The following is a 24,696-nucleotide window of genomic DNA, read 5'->3' as shown; positions in this document are numbered from 1 at the left end:
CCGCTGCTATCACGGCCGCAGATTCTGGCTCCTTTTCAGGCATTTTTTTTAAAACTTTACCCGTATTTTTGCAGCATGGATTTAGCGTTTTACAAACAGCAGGCTTTAACGAAAAATAAAGAACACGAAAAGTTTCTCGCAGGCCTGAAGAAAAAACCGCCCCGCAACCTGGATTATCTGGCGCAGGAAACCCACGACGAGGTTTTCCAGAAAGTGGACTGTCTGCAGTGCGCGAATTGCTGTAAAACTACCGGACCGCTTTTTACGGAAAAAGATATCGAAAGAATTTCGAAACATTTTCGCATGAAACCCGCAGATTTCGAGGCGAAATTTTTACGTACCGATGAAGACCAGGACAAAGTTTTGCAAAATCTGCCGTGTTGGTTTTTGAATGAAGACAACACCTGTTCAATCTACGAAATCCGGCCCAAAGCGTGCCGCGAATTTCCGCATACTGACCGCAAAAAGATTTACCAGATCAACCATTTAACCGTGAAAAATACGGTCATCTGCCCCGCAGCTTTTGAATTTGTAGAACGCATGCAGGAAAAAGTTCTGAAAAATAAATAGCGTAAATTTTCAAAAAAATGCACATTTAGCGGCAAATTTTTAAATAATAAAAAGCATTGAAAATTCAATGCTTTTTATCCTTTCACTTTACTTTTTCTCCCATTTCCCCGGGACAGGTTTACGAAAAAAGCCGGCAAAAACCGGATTTTATTTTATTTAGACAACACCTTGCGCAAGCATTGCTTCAGCTACTTTTACAAATCCGGCGATGTTAGCGCCTTTTACGTAATTTACGTAGCCATCTTTATCTTTACCATAATCACTGCACGCTTTGTGGATTCCGATCATGATTTCTTTTAATCTCATATCAACTTCTTCGGAAGACCAGTTCAATCTAATTGAGTTTTGCGTCATTTCCAAACCGGACGTGGCAACACCACCAGCATTAGAAGCTTTTCCTGGAGAGAATAAAACTTTATTGTCAAGGAAATAATTGATTGCGTCAAGAGTTGAAGGCATGTTTGCCGCTTCGGTTACACAGATCACTCCGTTTGCGACAAGCATTTCAGCATCTTCTAAAAACAGTTCGTTTTGTGTAGCAGCCGGGATTGCAACGTCACATTTCACTTCCCACGGACGTTTGCCAGCGAAGAATTTAGCACTTGGGTATTTGGTTGCGTAATCTTCTGCCCTGTTGTTTCCGGAAGCGCGAAGTTGCAGCAAATAATCGATTTTATCACCGGAAATCCCGTCTTCATCGTAGATGTAACCATCTGGTCCGCTGATAGTTAAAACTTTTCCGCCCAGTTCAGTTACTTTTTTCACCACGCCCCAAGCCACGTTTCCGAAACCTGAAACTGCGAAAGTTTTCCCTTTAATATCCTGACCGATTGTTTTCAGCATTTGCTCGCAGAAATACACCACACCGTAGCCTGTAGCTTCCGGTCTGATGAGGGAACCACCGTAGGCAAGACCTTTTCCGGTAAGAACACCTGTAAATTCATTTCTGATTTTTTTATACTGTCCGAACAAATAACCGATTTCACGCGCGCCAACACCAATATCACCAGCTGGTACATCGGTTTCAGGGCCGATGTGTTTGCAAAGTTCTGTCATGAAAGCCTGGCAGAATCTCATGATTTCCATATCGCTTTTGCCCTGCGGATCGAAATCTGCGCCACCTTTTCCACCGCCCATTGGCAATGTAGTCAGCGAGTTTTTAAAAGTCTGCTCGAAGGCCAAAAATTTAAGAACGGAAAGATTTACAGTTGGGTGAAAACGGATACCACCTTTGTATGGTCCAATAGCAGAATTCATCTGAATTCTAAATCCTCTGTTCACCTGAATTTCTCCGGAATCGTCAACCCATGGCACACGGAAGATGATTGTTCTTTCCGGCTCCGCCATTCTTTCCAGAAGTTTTTTACCGTCATATTGGCTATGAGCGGCAATAAATGGGATCACGGTAACAGCTACTTCTTTTACGGCTTGAAGAAATTCTGGTTCGTTTGGATTTCTTGCTTCTATGTCTGCGATGAAGTCCTGGATTTTTTGTTCTACATTATATTGTTCCATAAAAAGGTGTTATTTTACAAACAAATTTAATTTTTTTTTAAAAACTTTAGCTACAAAATTTCATCTTTTCAGAAATTCATATAAACCCTAAAATCCCTAAATTAGCGGTAAAGAAAGTGTTTTTTAGGTGCGGAAAAACCAATGTAATGCTGTGAATTGTAAATTCTTATAAACGGTAAAAAACTACAAAAGCAAATATTGTCTGCCGGAAAGTGCACGAATGTATCCTGAAATTTCCAGTTGGAGCAAATCAGGCAAAATTTTATAAGAAGGCAATTTTAGGTTTTCGGAAATTTCATCCAGAGAAAGCGGAATCGACTTGTGAAGTTGATCTAAAATATCCTGCTGATTTTGGGGCAAAAGCAACCTAATTTCCGAAGACGGAAAAAGTTCGCCGGTTTTTTCTTTTTCCCTGTTGTAACCAAGTTCTGTAATGAGACCGGAAATGGTGGAAATTGCGGTAGCTTTATTTTGAAATATTAGCTGGTTGCAACCCTGGCTGTATTTTTCGTCAATTCTACCGGGAAGCGCGTAAACGTCGCGGTTATAATTATTAGCAAAAGTTGCGGTACTTATGGAACCGCCGCCAAATGCGGTCTCTACCACAATTGTTGCCGGCGACAAGCCTGCAATGACGCGGTTCCGCTGAATGAAGTTTTCACGGTCGGGTTTTTGTGAAGAATTGAATTCAGTTAAAAGCATTCCACCTTCAGCTAAAATTCTTTCGGCTAATCGGCGGTTTTTTGCCGGATAAAGGGTGTGAAAACCGTGCGCTAAAACCGCGACGGTCGGCAGAGAGTTTTGTAGCGAAATTTCATGAACTTCAGAATCTACACCTAATGCTAAACCGCTTACTGTTGCTACACTTTGCGCTTTGATTTGATGGAAAAATTCGTGGATAAAGCTTTTTCCATAAGCAGAAATATTCCGCGTTCCGACAATGCTCACGAAATTTGCGGTTTTTGCTAAATTTCCTTTTTGGTAAAGAATGGCGGGTGCGTCATCACAGGAATTTAAAAGTTGAGGTAAGTCTCCTAAATGGCGGAGGTTAATTTTAATATCATGTTTTTCGCAAAATTTAATTTCCTGTCCCGCGAAATGCAAATGCTCTTTATTTCCGATTTCAAGCGCTATTTTTTTGCCGATACCGAAAATGTTCCGCAAACCGGATTTTGACAGTTCCCAAACCTGCTTCGCAGAGCCAGCTTCGTTTATCAGCTTCTGAAAAATGACATCGCCAATAAGCGGGCACCTGCGCAGCGCGATGGAATATAAAACCTCTTCGGAATGCATGCGAAAAATTTTTATAAAAATATCAAAAATTATTCATTCCGGCGGATTTTATCCAGGTGATTCCAGACGGTATCTTTCTTTTTTTGAGGTAGTTCCAGAAAATCATCGGGGTGATTCTCTTTGTATTCCTGCCAGAGTTTATCGTCTTTTTCGCTATAATAATTTGGAAATTCCCAGATAAATTTCAGTTTACGCTCACCGTTCTTCCGGAAAACAAAAGCCATGATAATTCCGACAACCGCGCCCGATAAATGCGACTGCCACGAAATTCTGCTCGGTTCCTCAAGGTGAGAAAATAATTCTTCCGGCAAAACGCCCCAAATTAAACTTCCGTAATACAGCGCAACCACCATGGAAACAGTGAGGAATTTCATATTCCAGCGGAAAACGCCGCTGAAAAACAGAAAAAAAGCCAGAACATATACAATTCCGCTGGCACCGATTATGCAAACCTGATTATATTCACCGGTAAAAATGTCGATCGGCGGCAGGAGCCAAACTAAAAAGCCGGTAAGAACCCAGCCGACAATAAAAACTTTTTTAGCGATAAACGGATAGAATTGAAAAAGCAGAAAAATAAGCACAAAAATAGGCACAGAATTTCCGAAAATATGCTCCAAACCGCCGTGTAAAAAAGGTGAAAGAAAAATTCCTTTCAAGCCGTATGGACTTAAGGGAATAATGGCGCCGGAACATCCGCTGAACCACCCCAAATTCTGCAGCAGAAAACCAAACCACATCGCAGCGACCATCAGTGCGGCATACAGGACAGCGGAAAAGTTTAGGGTTTTATCAGACATTCGGTGTTTTTGTCAAAACTTTGACCAAAAAATAATTGAAGAAAATATGGCTAATACTTTTCTAAAAGTAAAAAAAATCGGCCAAATAATGCCAAGTTTTGGATTTCCGGTTTTTAATTTTAAATAGTTGTCTTATTTTTGCTGACTATGAGAAAATTATTGGTACTCGTGTCGCTGTTTCTTGCCGTAACTGCTTTTTCGCAAGAGGAAAAAAGTATTCTCGCAGAAATCGACTCTATTTCGCAAAACCGCTGGAAAGCCCGCGCTTTGGATCTCGACAGCTTAGCGGACCCAAAATTCGAAAAATTTGAAGTAAAGTTTAAAGATACTTTGGTCATCCAAGACAAAACCGCGATAATTCCCGAAAATGAGGAGATTCCGGTGACCCCGTACAATCTTCTTCAACTGAAAGATCCGATAAAATGGTTTTATTACGGCCAGAATAATTTGGTTTTCAACCAGTCTTCCTATTCGAACTGGAATTCCGGAGGAAACAACAACATCGGAATTATCGGGAAAATCAACTACAACCTCAGCTACAAAAACCGCCGACACTTTTTAGACAATAATATTCAGCTTGGTTATGGTTTTGTGGCTTCGCAAGATGAAGCTTCGCGGAAAACCGAAGATTACATAAACATCATGAGCAATTACGGTTACGATGTTGGGAAAAATTTCTACCTTTCTACGGGTTTTCAGTTTCTGTCGCAGTTTGCAGCCGGATATAATTATTCTGCAACGCCGAATCCAACTTTTGCAGACCGAATTTCCAGGTTTATGTCACCCGGATATCTGTACGCCGGGCTCGGAATTTTGTATAATCCGGGCGAAAACTTTCAGGTAATTTTTCGGCCTGTAAACGGCAAATTTACCTTTGTTAATGATCCGCTTTTGCAGAAAGCCGGCAGATATGGTTTGGAACGTGATGGTCAGTCGGCACGTGCGGAACTCGGTGCCTTGGTGAATGTGCTTTACCGTTTGAAAATATACAAAGACATCAATTTGGTGAACCAGGTCAATTTCTTCAGCAATTATGTTTCGCATCCGGAGCGCGTGGATATTGCGTACAACGGTGCTTTAAATATTAAATTCAACAAGTTTATTACAACGGTCATCAGCTTGGATTTAATTTATGATCACGACCAACTGCAGAAACTGCAAATGAAGCAGACTTTAGGTGTTGGTTTTTCGTACAATCTTGGTTACGAATTTAAAGAACGTAACAAAAAGCAAATCAAGCCATTTGTTTCTAATTAGCACTTCTCAAGGCATTAAACTTCAGCTGGAAAAATCCAAAAATCTGCGCTTTTAAGGGCGAAAAAAATATTTCGGCACTTTTTTCGTTTGAAAAATAATTCGATTACTTAAATCTTAAATGATCGTTTAATAAAAACATAAAACAAATGAAAAATCTATTTCTGGCGCTTAGCGCAACGCTTCTGGCATTCACATCCTGCCAGAACGACGGGACTTCTGATGGAAATGCATCTTTAAAAGTGCACCTAACCGACGCTCCGGCGAAATACGACAAGGTAGAAGTTGACATCCAGAAACTGGAACTTGGAAAATCCGATGCTGAATGGTCCACGTTAAACATGGCTAAAATAGGAATCTATAACCTTTTGGATTTAAATAACGGCGTAGATGTACTTTTAGGTGAAACCGTTTTACCGGCTGGCGCTGTTACGCAGATGCGAATGATTTTAGGTACAGAAAACTACGTAACCGTTGATGGTGTACGTTATCCGTTGACAACTCCTTCTGCGCAGCAATCTGGAATTAAATTAAACTGGAATCAGACATTACAACCAGACGGCGCTTATGAAATCTGGTTAGATTTTGATGCTGACAAATCTGTGGTAAAACAAGGAAACGGTAATTATTTACTGAAACCTGTAATCAGAATTTTCAGTAAAGAAACCGATGGTCAGATCAAAGGTTATGTAGCGCCGGCGGAAGCACAAACTACGGTTAAACTTTTGAACGCGTCAACCAACGAAGAAATTATGACTGCGATTCCGGAAGCAAACGGATATTTTATGTTGCGTGGTATTCCGGAAGGCAATTATAAACTGATGTACGACGCTTTAGACACCACGAATTATAAAGATGTTACACAGGATGTAACGGTGACTTTTGGAAAAGTATTAGACCTTGGCACTAAGACTTTAATAAAATAAATGCTTCTCCAAAAGTAAAAAAATTGCCTGCTTAAGCAGGCAATTTTTATGTATTCCAAAACTCTCGGTCCAGGCTTCGGTATTGTATTGCTTCGGAAATGTGTGCAGGATTTAATTTTTCGATGCTTTCGAGATCAGCGATAGTACGTGCGACTTTTAAAATCCGGTCGTAAGCGCGCGCGGAAAGATTCAGTTTATCCATCGCAGTTTTTATAAGCTGCTGTGAAGCTTCGTCGAGTTCGCAAAACTTCTCAATTTCTTTTGGTCCCATTTGCGCGTTGTAATGAATTTCTGAGTCTTTATAGCGGCTGCTTTGGATTTCACGCGCGAGTAAAACGCGTTTTCTGATGTCATTGCTTTGTTCACCTTTTCGGCGGTCTGCAAGCTGGTCGAATTCCACTTTTTGAACTTCAATGTGAATATCGATACGGTCCAGCAACGGCCCGGAAAGTTTATTCATATACCGCTGCATTTCAAAGTGCGACGAAGTGTTGTTCGGATCATCCGGAAAAAAGCCGCTCGGACTGGGATTCATGCTGGCGACGAGCATAAAACTGGCAGGATAATTTACAGTGAATTTGGCGCGGGAAATAGTGACTTCGCGGTCTTCCAGCGGCTGGCGCATGACTTCCAGCACGGTTCTTTTAAATTCCGGCATTTCGTCCAGAAAAAGCACGCCGTTATGTGCTAAAGAAATTTCGCCCGGCTGCGGATAACTGCCGCCACCGACTAGCGCGACATCCGAAATCGTGTGATGTGGGCTGCGAAACGGCCTAACTGTCATTAATGAAGTTTCTGTACCGATTTTACCGGCTACCGAATGGATTTTTGTGGTTTCTAAAGCTTCACGTAAAGTCAAAGGCGGCAAAATTGTCGGGACACGTTTTGCAAGCATGGTTTTTCCGCTGCCCGGCGGTCCGATGAGAATAATATTATGTCCGCCCGCTGCCGCAACTTCCATCGCACGTTTTGCGGTTTCCTGACCTTTCACCTCCGAAAAATCATTGGGAAAAAAGTGTATTTTCTCCTGAAATTCTTTCCGGATATCGATGGTTGTTCTTTCCAGCGGTTTTCCATCATTAAAAAAATCGACAACTTCTTTAATATTATCAACGCCGTAGACTTCTAAATCACTGACGATTGCGGCTTCACGGATATTCAGTTTCGGTAAAATAATCCCGCGGAAACCCTCTTCTTTGGCTTTAATGGCGATGGGCAAAACCCCTTTAATCGGCAATAAACCACCGTCCAACGAAAGTTCTCCAATAATGATGTAATCACCGATGTTTTCAGCTTTAATCTGCTCGGAAGCGGCAAGAATCCCCAGCGCGATACTGAGGTCGTAGGCTGAACCTTCTTTCCGAAGATCCGCTGGCGCCATATTGATGGTGATTTTTTTACCCGGAATTTTAAAACCAATATTTTTTAGCGCCGCAGAAATACGATAGCTGCTTTCTTTAATCGCGTTATCGGGCAGACCCACCAGGTGATAACCAATACCGCCGGTATCTACATTCACCTCAATAATAATGGTTTGCGCAGAAACACCGTGGATGGCGCTGCCGTAAATCTTTACTAACATCCTTTGTGATTTTGGATAAAATTAGTAAAATATTATAAAACAAAAATAATGATTTTCAGATTGTTAAAAAGGAAAAGTATGCCGCTAAAAGGGCTGATTTTTCAGGTTTAAAAGAAAGCCGTTTTCATCAGCAAAAACGAAAAATCCTGCCAAACAGCAGGGGATTTCTTTGTAAGTGTGGGCGGTACTGGGTTCGAACCAGCGACCTCTGCGATGTCAACGCAACGCTCTAAACCAACTGAGCTAACCGCCCGAAAATAAAAAAACCTCAGACAAGCTGAAGTTTTTTTGTGGGCCCTGAGGGATTCGAACCCCCGACCCTCTGGGTGTAAACCAGATGCTCTGAACCAACTGAGCTAAGAGCCCGATACCGTCATTGATTTCTCAAATTTTGGTTCGGCAAATATACAATGTTTTTTTATTTCTCCAAATTATTTTCTAAAAATTCTCCCACTACAAAGTTGCTGCCGCCGACAAAAATCATTTCGTCTTTTTTAAGTTCCTGTCTCGCAAAAAGATAGGCATCCTGCAGATGATCAAAAATTTTATAATTAATTTTAAATTTTTTCAGCAATTCTTCATAATCCTTCGGGTGTCTACCGCGGTTGTTATTTGGTTTAATGAAATAATTTGCCGCATTACGGGGCAAAATTTTCAAAACATCTTCAATTTTCTTCTCCGCGACAAAACCAAAAATTAGGTGCTTAAAGCCCGGAATTTCGTTAAGTTGCTCAAAAGCAAGCTCTAAACCCGCAAGATTATGCGCGGTATCGCAAATGATTAGCGGATCTTCGGAAAATTTAAACCATCGGCCGATAAAGTTTGTATTTTTTTGAACATTTAAAAGACCTTTTTTTACGTTTTCGTCTGAAATTGAAATTCCAAGTTTTTCCAATTCCTGAACTAATGCCAAAACAACCCGAATATTCTTTGACTGGTAATTTCCTTCCAGATCAGATTTTATATTGGTTTTTATCTCAGTGGCATCAATGAATGGTGCATTTTCAGTTGCTGCTTTTTCTTTAATGATGTTTTTCACCACATCATTTTCATCACCAGAAACTATTGGGATATGTGGCTTGATAATTCCTGCTTTTTCGCCCGCAATTTCCTCCAAAGTTTCGCCCAAAAGTTCCTGATGATCCAGCGCCACGTTGGTAATTGCGCTGAGCATAGGCTTAATTATATTTGTGGAATCCAGTCGGCCGCCCAAACCCACTTCAATAATGGCGAAATCCACCTGGTTCTGGTAAAAATATTCGAAAGCCATCACTGTGGTAAATTCAAAAAACGAAGGTTGAAATTCTGCCGGCAAATCGCGCATTTTTTTAATAAAATTAAATACGAAATTTTTGTCGCAGTTTTCGCCGTTTATTTTAATTCTTTCCGTAAAATCGATGAGGTGCGGCGAGTTGTAAAGTCCCGTTTTGTAGCCGCTTTCCTGCAAAACAGAAGCGAGCATATTGCTGGTAGAACCTTTGCCGTTGGTGCCGCCAATGTGAATCATTTTCAGTTTTTCCTGCGGATTCCCGAAGATCTCGCACAGCTTTTTTATATTGTCAAACCCGGGTTTATAGGCAGTTTTACCGTCCTTTTGGTAATTTGGCAACTGTGCAAAAAGCCAGTCGATCGCTTCCTGATATTCCTGGTTTGTCATGTGAGAAATTTTTGAAATTTCGCGGTTTTAGAAGGTAATGCTGTAGGTTCCGGTGGAGGAGGACGTAGCTCGTTCTGCTTTTACATAACGTTTCACCCAGCTTACTGAAGTTGAAACCACGCAAGCATCTGAAACACCACCGCTGCGTCTTGCGGAAACCACGTTTCCGGCTTTGTCTACAGTGTACGCTATGTTAATGGTGCCACTTGCGCTACAGCTATGCGAAGGCTGCGCGCCACCGCGACCCATTGTTCCGGGAATAAAACCAACCAATTGGCGGTCAATTCCTATTTTGCTGTCGCCGTTTCCGTCACCGCCAAGAGGATCACCGGAATTTCCTGTTGTTCCGTCTGTTCCCTGCGTGCCGGTTTTGGTGCCGCGGCCTTTCAAAAGATTTCCAATTGCAGCCGTTCCTTTGCCGTCTCCGGTTCCGGTTTTTGCGTTTGGTGTAGTGGTTTTTGTCGCGGAATTTTTTGTAGGTGTTGTTTTTTTAGTTTCAGTTTTTACCGGTGTTTTGGCCGTTTTTTCTGCTTTTGGCGCTTTCACCACAGGATTGTTTCCGGTGATAATTTTTTCCGGAACCACAGGTTTTGCTACTTCTTCCGCAGGTTGCGGTTGCTCTACTTCTGCTGCTGCGGCTAAACTTCCTTCCTGATTTGCAGGTTCTTCCAGCTGCGCACCGTTTTGATTATCACCAAAATTGATGAGCATAGTGGTAAACTCGGCAGGTTTCTGAATTTCTTTGGTAAAGGAATAAAAGAAAATAAGCAAAAAAACCAGCACTGACAAGAGAAAAGTGATAATCAGGCTTTTCGTGCGGTCTTTCTGTTCGTTTTTTTTATGTTGAAGAATGTAATTCATAATACGGAATTCTTTCTGCAAGAAGTGATCGTCTAGTTTTCCTGGATGGTAGCAATTGCTAAATTAAACCGGTGCATTTCCGCAATTCCCATTACGAATACCACATCTTTGTGTTTTGTATTTTCGTCTGCACGGATGGTGAAAGAGGGATTTTCTTCACCTTTTAAGGTATTTACCAAATATTGCTCCAGTTCGCTTTTTTCAATGCGTTTATCATTAACAAAATAGTTGCCGTCTTCTTTAATTGTAACTACGGCCGGATCTTGTACGCTCGCGCTGGTGGTGTCTGCGCTCGGCAGTTTCACTTCAATGGAACTTTGGCTGATGGCAGAGCTCGTAATCATGAAAAAGATGAGTAACAGAAAGATAATATCTGTCATCGAAGCCATGCTGAACTCGGCATTTACCCGGTTTCTTCTTTTTAACTCCATTATAGCGGCGTATTTAACGTGTCCAGAAATTCATTCACATGTGTTTGAATTTTCAAAACCAAACGGTCCACATTGGTCACCAAAATATTATAGAAAAAATAGGCAGGAATACCGACAAATAAACCAACTGCGGTGGTTGCCATCGCAGTATAAATTCCGGAGGCCAAAAGTTTCGGGCTTACCGCGCCGGTAACATTTGAAATTTCGAAAAACGCCATAATCATACCGACAACCGTTCCTAAGAACCCGAGCATTGGTGCTGCACCGGAAGCTGAAGCTAAAATATTGAGGTTTTTTTCGAGTTTTGAAACTTCCAGCTGCCCCTGATTTTGCATTGCGTTTGAAATATCGGATATCGGGCGGCCGATTCGGGCCAAACCTTTTTCAATCATCCGTGCTTCGGGAGAATCTAAAGTTTTGCAATAATCAATCGCGGTGGTAATTTTACCTTCCTGCACGAAATCTTTGATGTTTTCTAAAAAGTTCGGCGTTTGTTTCGAGGCTCTTTTAATGAAAAAATACCTTTCAAGGAAGATATAAAGTGCTAAAATTCCCAGTAAAAATATCGCAATCATAATGATATTTCCCAGCATGCCGCCGCCAAATAGAATTTCCCAAAGTGAAAAAACGTGCTTTTCTGTAGTGGTTGTGGTGATTGGTGTGGGAGTTTGTAAAAACATGAGTTTATTTTAGGTTAAAAATGGAACGGCAAAATTACCGTAATATTACGGATTAACGTGAAAAAACAGAAAACGGTCTGGAAATTAGGACTTAATCTTCGTCAACAACAATTTCATCCGGCTTGAAATTGCACTTCAGTTTAAAAGGAATGGATTCTGAACTTCCGGTATAAAAATCATCGATGTTTCCTTCCCAGAAAAGCTCCAGTACGCCTTCAGCATTATTCTGGAAAGAAAGTTTGCTATTAGAAAGGTAAGCGTCATCGTCATCGAAAAGGTCTACTGCCGTGTAGGATTCCTCATCGCTGTCTTCTACGCTAAGGCATTTGCCATTCAACTCGCTATCCGCCACGGGAAAATCTGAAATGTTGAGCGCGATCTGCGGAAAATGATATTGCAGCGAATCGTCATCTACGTGGTCCAAAGAATCGTCTGTAATAATTTCCACTTCCAAAAGATGTTCGGCGTTGCTGTAAACGGCTTTGCAATAGGTGCTTTGGATGTGATATTTCAGGGTTTCATCCGGGTGGTAGATTTTCAAAATCCCTTTCATTGCTAAAAAAAAAGTGTTAATGTTTATAAAACTTAGTGAACAAAGATAAAAAATTGCACGATTGCGCAAAATTTTTAAAGTTTTTTTTCGTTTTGCCTTCCACGACGCATTTTATTGTTCGAATCTTTATTCAAAAACATTAATTTAGCATAACAAAATCCATTTTAGATGAAAAATTCTTTTTACGTCATTCTTTTCTCTATCACTTATTTATTCGGTGCTGTAGCATGCAAAAAAACCGATTCGCCTTTAACTAAAGTCACACCGGTTTCAATTGATTCTATCGCCGCAAATTATTACGAACAATATCTGAAACTGTATCCGCTCGAAGCCACAGCACAAGGCGATCCAAGGTATAATGATCAGCTACCGAATAATATTGATAAAGATTTTATTTCCGGAGAAATTTCATTTTACGCTTCGGTTCAAAACCAGCTGAAAAAAGTGGATTATGACGGTTTGAATGACAATGATAAAACAGTTTACGATGTTTTGGATTATACTTTAAAGGATAAAATTGAACGCTACGCTTATCATCCGGAATATATTCCGTTCACGCAGTTCAGTGGTTTGCCTTTGGACTTTCCCCTGTTGGGAAGTGGTGAAGGAAGTCAGCCCTTTAAAACCGTGAAGGATTACGAAGACTGGTTGAAAAGAATGGAAAAATTCCCGGAATGGATGGGAACAGCGACTGAAAATTTCCGCACCGGAATGAAAAACGGCATCGTTTTACCAAAATCTTTGGTGGCAAAAATGATTGTTCAGATGAACGCCGCCGAATTAACAGATCCGTCTTTAGAAAAGAATATTTTTTTCGGCCCGATCCGTAATTTTCCGAAGAAGTTTTCAGCTGCTGAAAAAGAGAAATTTACAAAAGCTTACACTGATGTAGTTACCAAAAAAATTATTCCGGCTTATACCCAAATGGGAACTTTTTTAGAACAGGAATACCTCCCGAAAGCCAGAACTACAGACGGAATTAATGCTTTGCCGAAAGGAAATGAAATCTACGCTTATTACGTAAAAAGCTGGAGCACCACCGGAAAAACTCCTGAAGAAATCAACAAATTGGGCTTGGAGCAGGTGGCGATGCTGCGTGGTGAAATGGAAAAAGTAAAAAAAGAAGTTGGTTTCGAAGGAACTTTAGAAGAGTTCATCACTTTCGTGAAAGCGGATCCGAAAGCGATGCCGTACAATAATGAAAAAGAAATTTTGGCTGCTTTTAACGGCATTTTAGAGAAAATTAAACCTAAACTCGGTGCAATGTTTGGCGTAAATCCCAAAACACCTTTTGAAATCCGGCAAACTGAAAAATTCCGTGAAGCCACCGCGAGCGCCGAATACATTCAGGGAACACCAGACGGAAAAAGACCCGGGATTTTCTATATCCCAATTCCTGATCCGACGAAATTTAACGTGACTTCCGGTATGGAATCCTTGTTTTTACATGAAGCAATTCCCGGACATCATTATCAAATCTCGCTTCAGCAGGAAAATCTGCAGCTGCCGAAATTTATGCGGTTTGGCTGGTTTGGTGCTTATGGCGAAGGTTGGGCGCATTACTGCGAAACTTTAGGACCTGAGTTTGGTCTGTACACCGATCCGTACCAGAAAATGGGGTATTTAAGCGACCAGATGTTGCGTGCGGTGCGCCTTGTCATCGACACCGGATTGCACACCGGAACGATGAACAGGGAAGAAGCCATCAAATATTTCCTTAGCAATATTTCCTACGATGAAGGCAGCGCCACAGCAGAAGTTGAAAGATATATGGCGATGCCCGGACAGGCGGTGAGTTACAAAATTGGCTCATTGAAAATGCGCGAACTGCGCACGCTGTATGAGAAGCAGTTAGGCAGCAAATTCAACCTGGCGAAATTTCACCAGGAAATCCTCAACCAAGGATGTCTGCCGCTCGATGTTCTGGACCGCAAAATGAGTTTTTGGGCAAAAAAACAGTGATAAAGCGGCAAATTTTTATATCTGTATTTCGCGGAAATGTATAAAGTGATTTATTTTATTCTGTTATAATTACCAAACACTATATTATATTAGGATAAAGTACAATGCAATGTACTTATGAATGTTTTTTTATTTACCATTCCGAAATTATTTTAGGAATAGATTAAAATAAAAGCGTATTTTTACCTGTTAAAAAAACAATTTTTGTTTATGGAGGCAAACTTTCCTCATAATCAGCTTTCACTGAAAGAACATGTTTTAGAAAATGTAATGCAGAAAACACCGTTTGGTTTTTCACTCGTTAACGAGGATTATATTTTCGAATATGCGAACACTGCATGGCTAGACATTGTTCAGAAAACCAGTGAAGAGGTTATTGGGAAAAATATGTTTGAACTCTTCCCGGAGACTGAAGATCAGCTTCTGTCTATTTTTGAAAATGTAAAACGTACCGGGCAACCCTTTTATGCGCCGGAACACAGCGTGCGTCTCAAAAGAGACGGCGTGCTTCAGGACGTGTATTTCAATTTTGTATATCAGCCGATTTACGGTGACAGTGGCCAGTTGCAGTATTTTGCTACCGTTGTTATTGAAGTTACTGATTTGGTGGGGATTCGCAGCAAAATTCGCGACGAAGAAGAAAGACTTCGTTTAGCAACCGAAAGCTCCCACACCGCGACCTGGGATCTCAACCTGAAAAACAGCGACATCATCCATTCGCCGTATTTAACCAAAATTTTCGGTTACGAAGAAGATGAAAAGCTCACGCATGAACAGTTAAAAAGTCATCTAATAGATTTTGACCGTGTAAATATCGTGGAAAAAGCATTTGCTAAAGCTTTAAAAACGGGAATTTACAAATACGAAGCCCGGATAATCGACAAAAATGGTGAGCTAAAATGGATTTTTACCAACGGTAAAATTTTCCGTGACTCGAAAGATGAACCGACCAGGATGTTAGGCGTCATGCAGAATATCACTTCAAGAAAAAACAATGAAATTCTCCTTCAGAAAAGTCACCATCAGTTAAATACCGCGCTGGAAGCGACCAAACTCGGACGGTTTGATATGGATTATGAGACACAAAGAAAATATAATTTTTCTGCGCGCTCGCTGGCGATTTTGGGATATGACCCGGAAACTGAAACCATTCCTTCAAATGTTTTTGAAAAACATATTCACCCGGACTTTGCGGAGGCGCGCAGCGAAGCTTTAAAAAAGGCAAAAGAAACCGGCGACCTTTTTTACCAGTGCAAAATGATCTTGCGAAGTGGCGAAATAAAATGGGTTGAAATTTACGGGCGCTTGATGAAGAATTTGGGTGAAACAAGGCCATATATCTCAGGAACGATCCGCGATATTACGACTGTAAAAGAATACGAAAAAAGCATCAAAGAAAGCGAAGAAAAATATCGCTTTTTAGCGGATGCTATTCCTCAAATCGTCTGGATCGGAGAAAGCGATGGCCGTCTTACATATTTCAACCAGGCGACTATGGATTATTCAGGCCTCAACTATAAAAATATGTTGGAGGTCGATGGCTGGCTGGATTTAATTCATCCGGATGAACGCTGGGAAAACAAACGCCGATGGTTAAAAAGTGTTTCCCAAAAAATACCCTATTTCAACGAACACCGTTTCCGGAATAAAAATGGAGAGTTTCGCTGGTTTCTCAGTCGCGCGATTCCGCACTTCGATGAATCCGGCAATGTTGATAAGTGGGTAGGCACAAGTACGGACATTAATGATATGAAACGCCAGGATCAGCATAAAAACGATTTCATAAAAATCGCTAACCACGAGCTGAAAACGCCGGTAACAACCATTAAAGGTTATGTGCAGCTGCTGAAAAAAATGCGTGGTGATTCCGAAGACAAATTTTTGGTAAATACCTTAAATACCATCGAAAACCAAATCAATAAACTAAACGGTTTGATAGGCGATCTTTTGGATATTTCCAGAATTGAATCCGGGCAGTTGCCGCTTCATAAAAATGTGTTCTCCCTTGTCAAACTTGTCACAGAAACAATCGAAGACATAAAAGCAGCGCACCACACGCACAAAATAAATTTTGAGCTGCGCCACATTTCAGATATTGAGGTGTTAGCAGATAAGCACCGCATAAACCAGGTGCTAAATAATTTGCTAACCAACGCCATTAAATATTCACCAAATGCCACAAAGGTGGATGTGGAGCTTCTCGTAGAAGAAAATTGTGCAATTGTATCTGTGCGCGACTACGGAATTGGAATGGATGCAGAAGAGCTTACCAAAATCTTCGACCGTTTCTACCGCGTTTCGGGTAAAGATGAAATGACCTTCCCGGGATTCGGTATCGGGCTTTTCATTGTTAAAGATATTATGGATCGCCATAACGGAAAAATATGGGTTGAAAGCCAGAAAAGTAAAGGCAGCAAGTTCTGTTTCTCACTGCCGTTGATAGAAAATTTATAAGAAAATATGAAAATATTGGTTGTTGATGACAACAAAGATATTTGTATGCTCATCGAAAGTATTTTGCTTGCTGATGGCTATGATGTAGAATCATGCTGCAACCCTGCAGAATACAAGGAAAAGCTTGCAAAATCCAAACCGGAACTTATTATTACAGATATGCTGATGTCGGGTTTCGACGGACGGACTTTAACCAAAGACGTGAAAAAAAACGAGGCGACTGCTGATGTAAAAGTGATGCTGATGTCTGCGCATCCGGATGCCGGCAGGATTTGTGAAGAAATCGGTGCTGATGACTTTCTTGCAAAACCTTTTGAAATTGATGATTTAGTAGATAAGGTTCAAAATCTTTTAGCAAAAAACCCGGAATTAAAGGCAGAATAATGCTATTCAAATAGCATTTTTGTTATAAAGTCTCTCACTTTATTTCCCCGCGCCGGCGAAAATTCTCTGCCGTAGTAAATAATTTGCAGGTGAAGTTTATTCCAGCTGTCTCTCGGAAATAATTTTTTAGCATCTTTTTCAGTTTCCACCACATTTTTTCCCGACGTCAGTTTCCACTGGATCATCAGCCGGTGAATGTGCGTATCAACCGGAAAAGCCGGAACTCCAAATGCCTGGCTCATCACGACAGATGCAGTTTTGTGGCCCACACCCGGCAGCGCTTCCAGTTCTTCAAAACTCTGCGGTACAATTCCCTGATGTTTTTCCACTAAAATTTCCGCCATTCTGCGCAGATTTTTTGCTTTTGTATTGCTGAGTCCGATTTCCTTAATTAAATATTTAATTTCGTCAACTTCAAGCTCCTTCATTTTAAACGGATCACCGGCGACTTCGAAAAGTTTCGGTGTAATTTGGTTTACTTTTTTGTCGGTAGTTTGCGCGGAAAGTGCTACTGCCACCAGTAAAGTAAAAGGATCCGTGTGATCGAGCGGAATTCCGACGTTTGGATATAATTTTTCAAGTTCCGTTCTTACAATTTCCGCTCTTTGTTTTTTCAACATTTTAAAACTAAATTTGATCAAAATTAAACATTATGTTACAAGTAGGCGATCATTTACCGGAATTCGAAAGTGTAAACCAAGATGGTAAAACCGTAAAATCTGCCGATTTTGCCGGTAAAAAACTGGTTATATTCTTTTATCCAAAAGCCAATACGCCGGGTTGTACAGCCGAAGCCTGTGACCTTAATGACAATATTTCGTTACTGAAAAAAGAAGGTTACGAAATTCTCGGAATTTCCGCAGATTCGGTTTCAGCACAGAAAAAATTTCATGAAAAATTTGGTTTTCAATATGATTTAATCGCTGATGAATCCAAAGAAATTTTAGAAAAATTCGGTGTTTGGCAGCTAAAAAAGTTCATGGGTAAAGAATACATGGGAATCGTGCGTACCACTTTTATTTTTGATGAAAACGGCGTGTGTACGCGCGTCATCGAAAAAGTAAACACTAAAAATGCCGCAAAGCAAATCCTGAAAAATACCTGATTTTAGCCCAGCATTTTTTGCGCTTTTTTTACACCTTCTGCTAAAACATCTATTTCGTCGAAGGTATTGTAGACAGCGAAACTTGCACGCACGGTTCCGGCGATATTGAAAAATTCCATAATCGGTTGCGTGCAGTGGTGTCCGGTTCTCACGGCGATACCAAGTTTGTCCAGAATCATCCCGACATCCGACGCAATACCAATTCCTTCGAGGTTAAAGGAAACCACACCGGTGCGTTTCGCCTTTTCACCATAAATTTTCAAACCTTCAATTTCAAGCAGTTTTTTCTGAGCGTATTCCAGCAAAGCATTTTCATGCTTTTGAATATTTTCGTGACCGATATTTTCCATAAAATCAACCGCTGCGCCGAGCGCGATATTTCCGCCAACATTCGGTGTCCCTGCTTCGAATTTAAAAGGCAAATCCGCGTACGTTGTTTTTTCGAAAGAACACGTGGCAATCATTTCTCCGCCGCCATGAAAAGGCTGTATTTTTCTTAAAATCTCCTCTTTTCCGTAAAGAATTCCGGTTCCCATCGGCGCGTACATTTTGTGACCGCTGAAAACAAAAAAATCACAATCCATTTTCTGTACATCGATTTTAAAATGCGGCACGGACTGCGCACCATCAATTACAATCAGCGCGCTGGAATTTCTCCGGGTTATTTCGATGATTTTTTCGATCGGGTTGATGACTCCAAGCGCGTTTGAAACCTGGTTAAAAGAAACAACTTTAGTTTTTTCGCTTAAATTATTTTCTAAAAAATCTAGCCGAAGAACACCGTTTTCATCCATCGGGATGACTTTTAGTTTAGCGCCCGTTCTTTCGCAAAGCAGCTGCCACGGGACAATATTTGAATGGTGTTCGAGATAGGAAATGATAATTTCATCATCTTCTTTAATGAAATTCGTCATCGAATAGGCGATGAGGTTCAAACCTTCAGTCGTTCCTTTGGTGAAAATTACTTCAAAATCATTTTTAGCATTAATGAATTTTTGCACCTTTTTACGGGCGACTTCCATTTCTTCGGTCGCCAGTTGGCTCAAAGTGTGTATTCCGCGGTGAACATTAGCGTTGATTTCGGTATAATATTTCTGCCAGGAATCTAAAACTGAAATTGGTTTTTGCGAAGTCGCGCCGTTGTCCAGATATACCAACGGTTTTCCGTTCGTGGTTTGCGTAAGAATTGGAAACTGAGAACGTATATTTTGAATGTCAAACATTTTGCTTATTTAGAATGCTTCAAATTTAAGCAATTTTTAATTGAATAATCCGTACAATCCGAGCGGCTAAAAAAGAGTTTAACCGAAAATTTTAACGGCTTCGTGAACATATTTTTCCACTTCTTTCGGGCGGCCTTTTTGGTCCAGATTTTCATTTTTATTCATTCCGGTGCGCACAATCACCATATTTTTTTCTGGAATAATGATGATGTATTGCCCATACAAACCACGAAAATAATAATGCTTGATAGCCGAATTGTTATTAATCCAAAGCCCCATTCCATAAGCCCCATTTGATAATTTCGTGGGCCTGCGCATTTCCTCAATAAAACATTTATTTAAAATCTGTTCACCATTAAAAATTCCGCCCTGCAGAAATAATTGTCCCAATTTTGCAAAATCGCGCGACGTTGCATTGATGCAGCAAAATGTTTTTTCCATTCCGAAATCATCGGTGTTCCATTCCGCGTTTTGCTCCATTCCGAGCGGCTGCCATAATTTTTCGGAAGCATATTCCGCAATATTTTTATTTAATGACTTTCGCAAAGCAAATCCCAAAAGTTGTGTCGCACCGGATTGATATTCGAACTTCGTTCCAGGTGCCGCTTTAAAACCGCGAAGCAAAACTGCTTCTTCCAGCGATTTGCCGTAATACGCTTTGGCATTTGGCAAAAAAGGATTGTTGTAATCTTCGTCCCAATTTAAACCCGCTTCCATTTCAGCAAGATTTCGTAAGGTTAAATTTTTACCAAACTCTATATTTTTATAATTTTCGAAGAAGTCAGAAAATTTGGCATTAAAGCCGATAATTTTTTTCTCTTCGATGGCTTTTCCCACAAGCATGACAGTCACAGCTTTTGCCATTGAAAATGAATTGGTTTTCGAAGTCTGCATGTAGCCGTCCCAATATTCTTCGTGAACTAATTTTCCGTTTTTAATAACCAAAAAAGAAGCTGTTTTTGCATTTTTCAAATCCTCAACGAAATCTTTCGGTAAAGACTTTTTGTTATAAGTTGAATCTTTTTTCCACGGGATCGGAACGCCTTTCGCAATGGTGTGCGAGGGAAAATACGTTCCGTCGTCGATTGAAGATCCGGTGGTGCCGCGCAGATAAGTTTCGCGGATTCCTTTGAAAAGATAGCTGTAGCCAAAAGTGTACGACAACGCAATTGCTGCTGCCACCGCCACCAGAAAACCCTGAAGTATTTTTTGCGCCATATTTTAACCTTTTTTACAAATTTAGAATTATAATCGGCATTTTTAGATAAAAAAAATTCCGGCCTAAAACCGGAAATTTTTTAAAAATATAAAAGTGCTTAAATCTTAGAAAGCAGGTTTCTGAAATTCGTTTTCTCGTCGATAATTCTGCGGAGATCTGCAACAGCAACTCTTTCCTGCTTCATCGTGTCGCGGTCGCGCAAGGTCACCGTGTTGTCGGTTAAAGAGTCGTGGTCGATGGTAATACAGAATGGCGTACCGATGGCGTCCTGGCGGCGGTAACGTTTCCCGATGCTGTCTTTATCTTCGTAAATCATGTTGAAATCGTATTTCAATTCATTGAAGATTTTTTCGCCATATTCGCCCAAACCGTCTTTTTTCATCAAAGGTAAAATCGCGGCTTTTACCGGTGCTAAAGCCGGCGGAAGCGAAAGAACGGTGCGTTCTGAGCCGTCTTCTAAAACTTCGTCTTTCAGACAACTCGAGAATATCGCCAAAAATAGCCGATCCAAACCAACCGAAGTTTCTACGACATACGGAACATAATTTTCATTTCTTTCCGCATCAAAATATTGCAGTTTTCTGCCGGAATGTTTTTCGTGAGCGCTTAAATCAAAATCAGTTCGCGAGTGAATTCCTTCCAGTTCTTTGAAACCAAACGGGAATTTAAATTCAATATCAGCAGCAGCATTCGCATAATGCGCCAATTTTTCGTGGTCATGAAATTTATAGTTTTCCTCGCCCAAACCTAAGGCCAAATGCCAGTTCAAGCGTTTTTCTTTCCATTCCTCATAAAAGCCAAGTTCAGTTCCCGGCGGTACAAAAAACTGCATTTCCATCTGCTCAAATTCGCGCATACGGAAAATAAACTGTCGTGCAACGATCTCATTTCTAAAAGCTTTCCCAATTTGTGCAATTCCAAATGGCAATTTCTGTCTCGAAGTTTTCTGCACATTCAAAAAGTTCACAAAAATTCCCTGCGCCGTTTCCGGTCTCAAATATAAATCTGTCGCCGAGTCTGCAGAAGCACCGAGTTTCGTTCCAAACATGAGGTTAAACTGACGAACATCCGTCCAGTTTTTAGAACCGGTATCCGGATCAGCGATTTCCAGCTCTTCAATAAGTGCTTTTACATCGCCCAAGTCTTCGTTTTCCAGAGATTTCGCCATTCGCGACAAAATCGTTTTTTGCTTTTCGCGATATTCTATAACGCGTCCGTTGGTGGTTTCAAACTCGTTTTTATCGAAGGCATCACCAAATCTTTTCGCCGCTTTTTCGATCTCTTTTTGCGCTTTATCTTCTAATTTTGCGCAGTAATCTTCCAACAAAACATCGGCGCGGAAGCGTTTTTTCGAATCTTTATTGTCGATCAAAGGATCATTAAAGGCGTCAACATGGCCGGAAGCTTTCCAGATCGTGGGGTGCATGAAAATCGCAGAATCAATTCCCACAATATTTTCATTCATCTGCACCATCGCTTTCCACCAATACTGTTTGATGTTGTTTTTCAGCTCCGCACCGTTCTGTCCGTAATCGTAAATTGCTGATAATCCGTCATATATCTCACTCGAAGGAAAAATAAAACCATATTCTTTCGCGTGCGAAATCAGTTTTTTAAATATATCTTCCTGTTTGGCCATTTTTTTTGAATTTGTGCAAAAATAGGGAATTTAATTCTCTTTTCAGGAGCCGGGGAGCTGCTTTGGCTACGCCGAACCACTTCGCTAGGTTTCCGCTGTATCTTTTGCTATGCTGCGCTCCGCAAAAGGATGCCGCTCCAATCAGGGCTAGGGATTTGTGTTTGCTTAAATATTTGTTTCAAAAGAAAGAGATTCCGCGAAGAAAGAGAATTTCCATTCTGTAAATTTTTGGTGCAAAAAAGGCATTCTTTTTCACTTTACCACCCAGGAGAAATCCGTAAATTTGCTAAACTTTTCTTCCATGTACAAAAGCATTATCCGCCCGATTCTTTTCAATTTCGATCCCGAAAAAGTTCATTATTTTACTTTTTCAGTTCTAAAAAATCTGCCCTTTTTACCGCAAATTTTTCTGCCAAAACCACTCGAAGATCCACGTCTGGAGCGCGAAGTTTTCGGTTTAAAATTTAAAAATCCTGTCGGTTTAGCCGCAGGTTTTGATAAAGACGCGAAGATGTTCAGCGAACTTTCGGATCTGGGTTTTGGTTTTATAGAAATCGGCACTTTAACACCAAAAGCTCAGGAGGGAAATCCGAAGAAAAGATTATTCCGACTGAAAGAAGATTCCGCAATTATCAACCGAATGGGTTTTAATAATGGTGGAGTAGATGCCGCTGTCGCTCGGTTAAAATCGAAAAAAAACGTGCTTATAGGCGGTAATATTGGTAAAAATAAAATTACACCAAATGAAGACGCGGTGAACGATTATATCATCTGTTTTGAAAAACTGTTTCCCGTCGTCGATTATTTTGTGGTGAATGTAAGTTCGCCAAACACGCCGAATCTGCGCGAACTACAAGACAAGGAACCTTTAACAAAACTGCTCGGAACATTACAAGAGCTCAATTCGGAAAAAGAGAAACCAAAGCCAATTCTGCTGAAAATCGCACCAGATCTTTCTGATGATCAACTTCTAGACATCATCGATATTGTAAAAGACACGAAAATTGCCGGCGTAATTGCGACGAACACCACGCTTTCGCGCGAAAATTTAAATTCAGAAAATAAAACCGAAACAGGCGGACTCTCCGGGAAACCTTTAACAAAACGTTCTACGGAAGTCATTAGGTTTCTTTCTGAAAAAAGTGAAAAAGCATTTCCGATTGTTGGGGTGGGCGGAATTCATACAGCGGAAGATGCGCTGGAAAAACTTGAAGCAGGCGCAAGTTTAATTCAGCTTTATACCGGATTTATCTATGAAGGACCGGAATTGATTCGAAAAATCAACGAGAAAATTCTGGAAAAAATGTAGTTTTTAGAGGAAGAAATTCGTCACCGTATAAATAATCAAACCAACTAAACCGCCGACGAGCGTGCCGTTCACGCGGATAAATTGTAAATCTTTCCCTACTTCAAGTTCCAGTTTTTCGCTCAACTCTTTTCCCTGCCAGTTACCAACTGTGGAGCTGATGAGATTTCCGGCTTGATGCGTGTTTTTTAAAATGTATTTATACGCCGTAACGCGCACCCAATGGTCGATTTTATTCTGAAACTTTTCGTCGGTTTTTAAATTTTTTGCCAGCTCCGTAAGGTTCTTTTGCAGATAATTTTTCAGTGCCGAAGTCTCATCTTCCAGTTCTTTGCTGAGCGATTGTTTAATGGAGTTCCAGATATCCGTAGAATATTGCGTGATTTTTTCGGATGTCAGAAAATCATCTTTAATGTTTCGAAATTCTTCAGCCCATTGGTTTTCGGTTTTTATTTCATTTGAAAAAGTGTATAATTTGCCCGAAATTTCGTGTCGCAACGAGTGGTTTTCATCATGTTCCACCTCTTCAAAATACTTTGAAAGACCAATGGTGATTTTGTCTGCAATATTATCTTCGACAAATCTGGGAACCAGAAAAAAACTTTCGCTTTTTACCCGTTCTTTCACCATTTGCTGATTTTTCAGAACATATTCCTTAATCTGTTTTGAAAGATTGGTTATCAGGCGTTGGTGGTCATTTTTATCTAAAATATATTCCAGTCCATTGCCGATGATTTGGTTGATTTTCACATCGTCGGTCATTTCTTTGGCTTTCTTTTCAATAAAATTTACAACTTCGGTGTCATCCAGTTTATTTAAAATATCCAAAACAATGTTCGAAACTTCTTTAATCAGCTTTTCCTGATTTCGAGAAGCGGAAAGCCATTCGCCTACAAAATGGGAAATCTTAATTTTTTGGATGTAAGGCCGGATATTTTGTGGCGAAAGAAAATTATCAACCACGAAATTTCCCAAATTGTCACCGATGCGCTCTTTGCTGTTTTCGATGAGATTTGTATGCGGAATTTTCAGCCCGAGAGGATAATTGAAAAGTGCGGTAACCGCGAACCAATCTGCCAGAGCGCCGACCATCGCAGCTTCTGAAAATGCTTTGAGGTAACCAATCCAGTGCGCCGGATTTTCTTTTGCTAATATTGTTGTAGTGACAAAAATAAGCGCCATCAGCACGAAAAGCCCGGTGGCAAACATTTTGTACTTACGCAGTTGCGCTTTTTTTTCAGAATCGTTCATTGTTTCAAATGTACTAAATTTGAGTTTTACA

The 24,696-nt window shown here is 40.6% G+C and carries 22 protein-coding genes and 2 tRNA genes; 8 read left to right on the top strand and 16 right to left on the bottom strand.

Going from position 1 to position 24,696, the window contains the following annotated elements; genetic code table 11:
• Positions 1–75 precede the first annotated feature (75 nt).
• Positions 76–570, top strand: a complete 495-nt coding sequence (locus BMZ55_RS06560) for a YkgJ family cysteine cluster protein (RefSeq protein WP_089819646.1) — start codon at positions 76–78, stop codon at positions 568–570.
• A 156-nt stretch (positions 571–726) separates the two neighbouring features.
• On the opposite strand, the gene gdhA is transcribed toward BMZ55_RS06560, so the two are convergent.
• The 3 genes from gdhA to BMZ55_RS06545 form a co-directional block, all read right to left on the bottom strand.
• Positions 727–2,085, bottom strand: a complete 1,359-nt coding sequence (gene gdhA / locus BMZ55_RS06555) for an NADP-specific glutamate dehydrogenase (protein ID WP_089819645.1) — start codon at positions 2,083–2,085, stop codon at positions 727–729.
• A 183-nt stretch (positions 2,086–2,268) separates the two neighbouring features.
• Complete coding sequence (gene dprA / locus BMZ55_RS06550) at positions 2,269–3,378, bottom strand: DNA-processing protein DprA (protein WP_089819644.1); 1,110 nt, start codon at positions 3,376–3,378, stop codon at positions 2,269–2,271.
• Between the two features lie 29 nt (positions 3,379–3,407).
• A complete protein-coding gene (locus BMZ55_RS06545) occupies positions 3,408–4,178 on the bottom strand; it encodes a rhomboid family intramembrane serine protease (protein WP_089819643.1) in 771 nt (256 codons plus the stop codon).
• A gap of 147 nt (positions 4,179–4,325) precedes the next feature.
• On the opposite strand from BMZ55_RS06545, the gene BMZ55_RS06540 reads away from it, so the two are divergent.
• Positions 4,326–5,435 carry a DUF3078 domain-containing protein gene (locus tag BMZ55_RS06540; RefSeq protein WP_089819642.1) on the top strand — a complete coding sequence of 370 codons (1,110 nt, stop codon included), beginning with the start codon at positions 4,326–4,328 and terminating at the stop codon, positions 5,433–5,435.
• 146 nt (positions 5,436–5,581) lie between these two features.
• Complete coding sequence (locus tag BMZ55_RS06535) at positions 5,582–6,358, top strand: DUF4382 domain-containing protein (protein WP_089819641.1); 777 nt, start codon at positions 5,582–5,584, stop codon at positions 6,356–6,358.
• Positions 6,359–6,404: 46 nt separating this feature from the next.
• Here BMZ55_RS06535 and BMZ55_RS06530 read toward each other — a convergent pair whose 3' ends face one another.
• The 8 genes from BMZ55_RS06530 to BMZ55_RS06495 all read right to left on the bottom strand — a co-directional run bounded on the left by BMZ55_RS06530 (position 6,405) and on the right by BMZ55_RS06495 (position 12,122).
• A complete protein-coding gene (locus tag BMZ55_RS06530) occupies positions 6,405–7,940 on the bottom strand; it encodes a YifB family Mg chelatase-like AAA ATPase (protein ID WP_089819640.1) in 1,536 nt (511 codons plus the stop codon).
• 178 nt (positions 7,941–8,118) lie between these two features.
• Positions 8,119–8,193 (bottom strand) — tRNA-Val (locus BMZ55_RS06525).
• A 38-nt stretch (positions 8,194–8,231) separates the two neighbouring features.
• Positions 8,232–8,306: transfer RNA gene (locus BMZ55_RS06520), tRNA-Val, on the bottom strand.
• A gap of 52 nt (positions 8,307–8,358) precedes the next feature.
• Positions 8,359–9,597 (bottom strand): bifunctional folylpolyglutamate synthase/dihydrofolate synthase, encoded by a 1,239-nt coding sequence (locus tag BMZ55_RS06515; RefSeq protein WP_089819639.1) that lies wholly within the window; start codon positions 9,595–9,597, stop codon positions 8,359–8,361.
• A 27-nt stretch (positions 9,598–9,624) separates the two neighbouring features.
• Positions 9,625–10,458, bottom strand: a complete 834-nt coding sequence (locus tag BMZ55_RS06510; RefSeq protein WP_089819919.1) for a ferric siderophore ABC transporter substrate-binding protein — start codon at positions 10,456–10,458, stop codon at positions 9,625–9,627.
• Positions 10,459–10,490: 32 nt separating this feature from the next.
• Entirely contained in the window at positions 10,491–10,889 is a 399-nt protein-coding gene (locus BMZ55_RS06505) for an ExbD/TolR family protein (RefSeq protein ID WP_089819638.1), read from the bottom strand.
• The gene (locus BMZ55_RS06500; RefSeq protein WP_089819637.1) at positions 10,889–11,569 is read right to left on the bottom strand and encodes a MotA/TolQ/ExbB proton channel family protein; all 681 of its coding nucleotides are present in this window, start codon (positions 11,567–11,569) and stop codon (positions 10,889–10,891) included. The genes BMZ55_RS06505 and BMZ55_RS06500 overlap by 1 nt, the downstream gene beginning before the upstream one ends.
• Positions 11,570–11,660: 91 nt before the next feature.
• A complete protein-coding gene (locus BMZ55_RS06495; RefSeq protein ID WP_089819636.1) occupies positions 11,661–12,122 on the bottom strand; it encodes a hypothetical protein in 462 nt (153 codons plus the stop codon).
• Positions 12,123–12,290: 168 nt separating this feature from the next.
• Here BMZ55_RS06495 and BMZ55_RS06490 point away from each other — a divergent pair, with 168 nt between their 5' ends.
• The 3 genes from BMZ55_RS06490 to BMZ55_RS06480 all read left to right on the top strand — a co-directional run bounded on the left by BMZ55_RS06490 (position 12,291) and on the right by BMZ55_RS06480 (position 16,922).
• Complete coding sequence (locus tag BMZ55_RS06490) at positions 12,291–14,084, top strand: DUF885 domain-containing protein (protein WP_089819635.1); 1,794 nt, start codon at positions 12,291–12,293, stop codon at positions 14,082–14,084.
• A 210-nt stretch (positions 14,085–14,294) separates the two neighbouring features.
• Complete coding sequence (locus BMZ55_RS06485; protein WP_089819634.1) at positions 14,295–16,538, top strand: PAS domain S-box protein; 2,244 nt, start codon at positions 14,295–14,297, stop codon at positions 16,536–16,538.
• A 6-nt stretch (positions 16,539–16,544) separates the two neighbouring features.
• Positions 16,545–16,922, top strand: coding sequence for a response regulator (locus tag BMZ55_RS06480; protein WP_089819633.1), 378 nt, complete (start codon positions 16,545–16,547; stop codon positions 16,920–16,922).
• A 2-nt stretch (positions 16,923–16,924) separates the two neighbouring features.
• On the opposite strand, the gene nth is transcribed toward BMZ55_RS06480, so the two are convergent.
• A complete protein-coding gene (gene nth, locus BMZ55_RS06475; protein WP_089819632.1) occupies positions 16,925–17,542 on the bottom strand; it encodes an endonuclease III in 618 nt (205 codons plus the stop codon).
• A gap of 32 nt (positions 17,543–17,574) precedes the next feature.
• On the opposite strand from nth, the gene bcp reads away from it, so the two are divergent.
• Positions 17,575–18,027 (top strand): thioredoxin-dependent thiol peroxidase, encoded by a 453-nt coding sequence (gene bcp / locus BMZ55_RS06470; protein ID WP_089819631.1) that lies wholly within the window; start codon positions 17,575–17,577, stop codon positions 18,025–18,027.
• Positions 18,028–18,029: 2 nt separating this feature from the next.
• On the opposite strand, the gene BMZ55_RS06465 is transcribed toward bcp, so the two are convergent.
• The 3 genes from BMZ55_RS06465 to BMZ55_RS06455 form a co-directional block, all read right to left on the bottom strand.
• On the bottom strand, positions 18,030–19,250 hold the full coding sequence (locus BMZ55_RS06465; protein WP_089819630.1) for an aminotransferase class V-fold PLP-dependent enzyme: 1,221 nt from the start codon (positions 19,248–19,250) through the stop codon (positions 18,030–18,032).
• 78 nt (positions 19,251–19,328) lie between these two features.
• Complete coding sequence (locus BMZ55_RS06460) at positions 19,329–20,468, bottom strand: serine hydrolase domain-containing protein (RefSeq protein WP_089819629.1); 1,140 nt, start codon at positions 20,466–20,468, stop codon at positions 19,329–19,331.
• Between the two features lie 98 nt (positions 20,469–20,566).
• Positions 20,567–22,108 carry a glycine--tRNA ligase gene (locus BMZ55_RS06455; protein ID WP_089819628.1) on the bottom strand — a complete coding sequence of 514 codons (1,542 nt, stop codon included), beginning with the start codon at positions 22,106–22,108 and terminating at the stop codon, positions 20,567–20,569.
• Positions 22,109–22,409: 301 nt separating this feature from the next.
• Here BMZ55_RS06455 and BMZ55_RS06450 point away from each other — a divergent pair, with 301 nt between their 5' ends.
• On the top strand, positions 22,410–23,417 hold the full coding sequence (locus tag BMZ55_RS06450) for a quinone-dependent dihydroorotate dehydrogenase (protein WP_089819627.1): 1,008 nt from the start codon (positions 22,410–22,412) through the stop codon (positions 23,415–23,417).
• A gap of 3 nt (positions 23,418–23,420) precedes the next feature.
• On the opposite strand, the gene BMZ55_RS06445 is transcribed toward BMZ55_RS06450, so the two are convergent.
• Positions 23,421–24,665 carry a DUF445 domain-containing protein gene (locus tag BMZ55_RS06445; protein WP_089819626.1) on the bottom strand — a complete coding sequence of 415 codons (1,245 nt, stop codon included), beginning with the start codon at positions 24,663–24,665 and terminating at the stop codon, positions 23,421–23,423.
• Between the last annotated feature and the right edge of the window lie 31 nt (positions 24,666–24,696).

The sequence above is a fragment of the Kaistella treverensis genome (assembly GCF_900114045.1).
Lineage (GTDB): Bacteria > Bacteroidota > Bacteroidia > Flavobacteriales > Weeksellaceae > Kaistella > Kaistella treverensis.
The sequence above is the reverse complement of the archived record's forward strand: the minus strand, read 5'-3'. Positions and strand labels throughout refer to the sequence as shown.

What these genes read in the sequence shown, in the direction of transcription:
- BMZ55_RS06560 (WP_089819646.1), top strand. Translation starts at nt 76, where the DNA reads ATGGATTTAGCGTTTTACAAACAGCAGGCTTTAACGAAAAATAAAGAA.
- gdhA (WP_089819645.1), bottom strand. Translation starts at nt 2,085, where the DNA reads ATGGAACAATATAATGTAGAACAAAAAATCCAGGACTTCATCGCAGAC.
- dprA (WP_089819644.1), bottom strand. Translation starts at nt 3,378, where the DNA reads ATGCATTCCGAAGAGGTTTTATATTCCATCGCGCTGCGCAGGTGCCCG.
- BMZ55_RS06545 (WP_089819643.1), bottom strand. Translation starts at nt 4,178, where the DNA reads ATGTCTGATAAAACCCTAAACTTTTCCGCTGTCCTGTATGCCGCACTG.
- BMZ55_RS06540 (WP_089819642.1), top strand. Translation starts at nt 4,326, where the DNA reads ATGAGAAAATTATTGGTACTCGTGTCGCTGTTTCTTGCCGTAACTGCT.
- BMZ55_RS06535 (WP_089819641.1), top strand. Translation starts at nt 5,582, where the DNA reads ATGAAAAATCTATTTCTGGCGCTTAGCGCAACGCTTCTGGCATTCACA.
- BMZ55_RS06530 (WP_089819640.1), bottom strand. Translation starts at nt 7,940, where the DNA reads ATGTTAGTAAAGATTTACGGCAGCGCCATCCACGGTGTTTCTGCGCAA.
- BMZ55_RS06515 (WP_089819639.1), bottom strand. Translation starts at nt 9,597, where the DNA reads ATGACAAACCAGGAATATCAGGAAGCGATCGACTGGCTTTTTGCACAG.
- BMZ55_RS06510 (WP_089819919.1), bottom strand. Translation starts at nt 10,458, where the DNA reads ATGAATTACATTCTTCAACATAAAAAAAACGAACAGAAAGACCGCACG.
- BMZ55_RS06505 (WP_089819638.1), bottom strand. Translation starts at nt 10,889, where the DNA reads ATGGAGTTAAAAAGAAGAAACCGGGTAAATGCCGAGTTCAGCATGGCT.
- BMZ55_RS06500 (WP_089819637.1), bottom strand. Translation starts at nt 11,569, where the DNA reads ATGTTTTTACAAACTCCCACACCAATCACCACAACCACTACAGAAAAG.
- BMZ55_RS06495 (WP_089819636.1), bottom strand. Translation starts at nt 12,122, where the DNA reads ATGAAAGGGATTTTGAAAATCTACCACCCGGATGAAACCCTGAAATAT.
- BMZ55_RS06490 (WP_089819635.1), top strand. Translation starts at nt 12,291, where the DNA reads ATGAAAAATTCTTTTTACGTCATTCTTTTCTCTATCACTTATTTATTC.
- BMZ55_RS06485 (WP_089819634.1), top strand. Translation starts at nt 14,295, where the DNA reads ATGGAGGCAAACTTTCCTCATAATCAGCTTTCACTGAAAGAACATGTT.
- BMZ55_RS06480 (WP_089819633.1), top strand. Translation starts at nt 16,545, where the DNA reads ATGAAAATATTGGTTGTTGATGACAACAAAGATATTTGTATGCTCATC.
- nth (WP_089819632.1), bottom strand. Translation starts at nt 17,542, where the DNA reads ATGTTGAAAAAACAAAGAGCGGAAATTGTAAGAACGGAACTTGAAAAA.
- bcp (WP_089819631.1), top strand. Translation starts at nt 17,575, where the DNA reads ATGTTACAAGTAGGCGATCATTTACCGGAATTCGAAAGTGTAAACCAA.
- BMZ55_RS06465 (WP_089819630.1), bottom strand. Translation starts at nt 19,250, where the DNA reads ATGTTTGACATTCAAAATATACGTTCTCAGTTTCCAATTCTTACGCAA.
- BMZ55_RS06460 (WP_089819629.1), bottom strand. Translation starts at nt 20,468, where the DNA reads ATGGCGCAAAAAATACTTCAGGGTTTTCTGGTGGCGGTGGCAGCAGCA.
- BMZ55_RS06455 (WP_089819628.1), bottom strand. Translation starts at nt 22,108, where the DNA reads ATGGCCAAACAGGAAGATATATTTAAAAAACTGATTTCGCACGCGAAA.
- BMZ55_RS06450 (WP_089819627.1), top strand. Translation starts at nt 22,410, where the DNA reads ATGTACAAAAGCATTATCCGCCCGATTCTTTTCAATTTCGATCCCGAA.
- BMZ55_RS06445 (WP_089819626.1), bottom strand. Translation starts at nt 24,665, where the DNA reads ATGAACGATTCTGAAAAAAAAGCGCAACTGCGTAAGTACAAAATGTTT.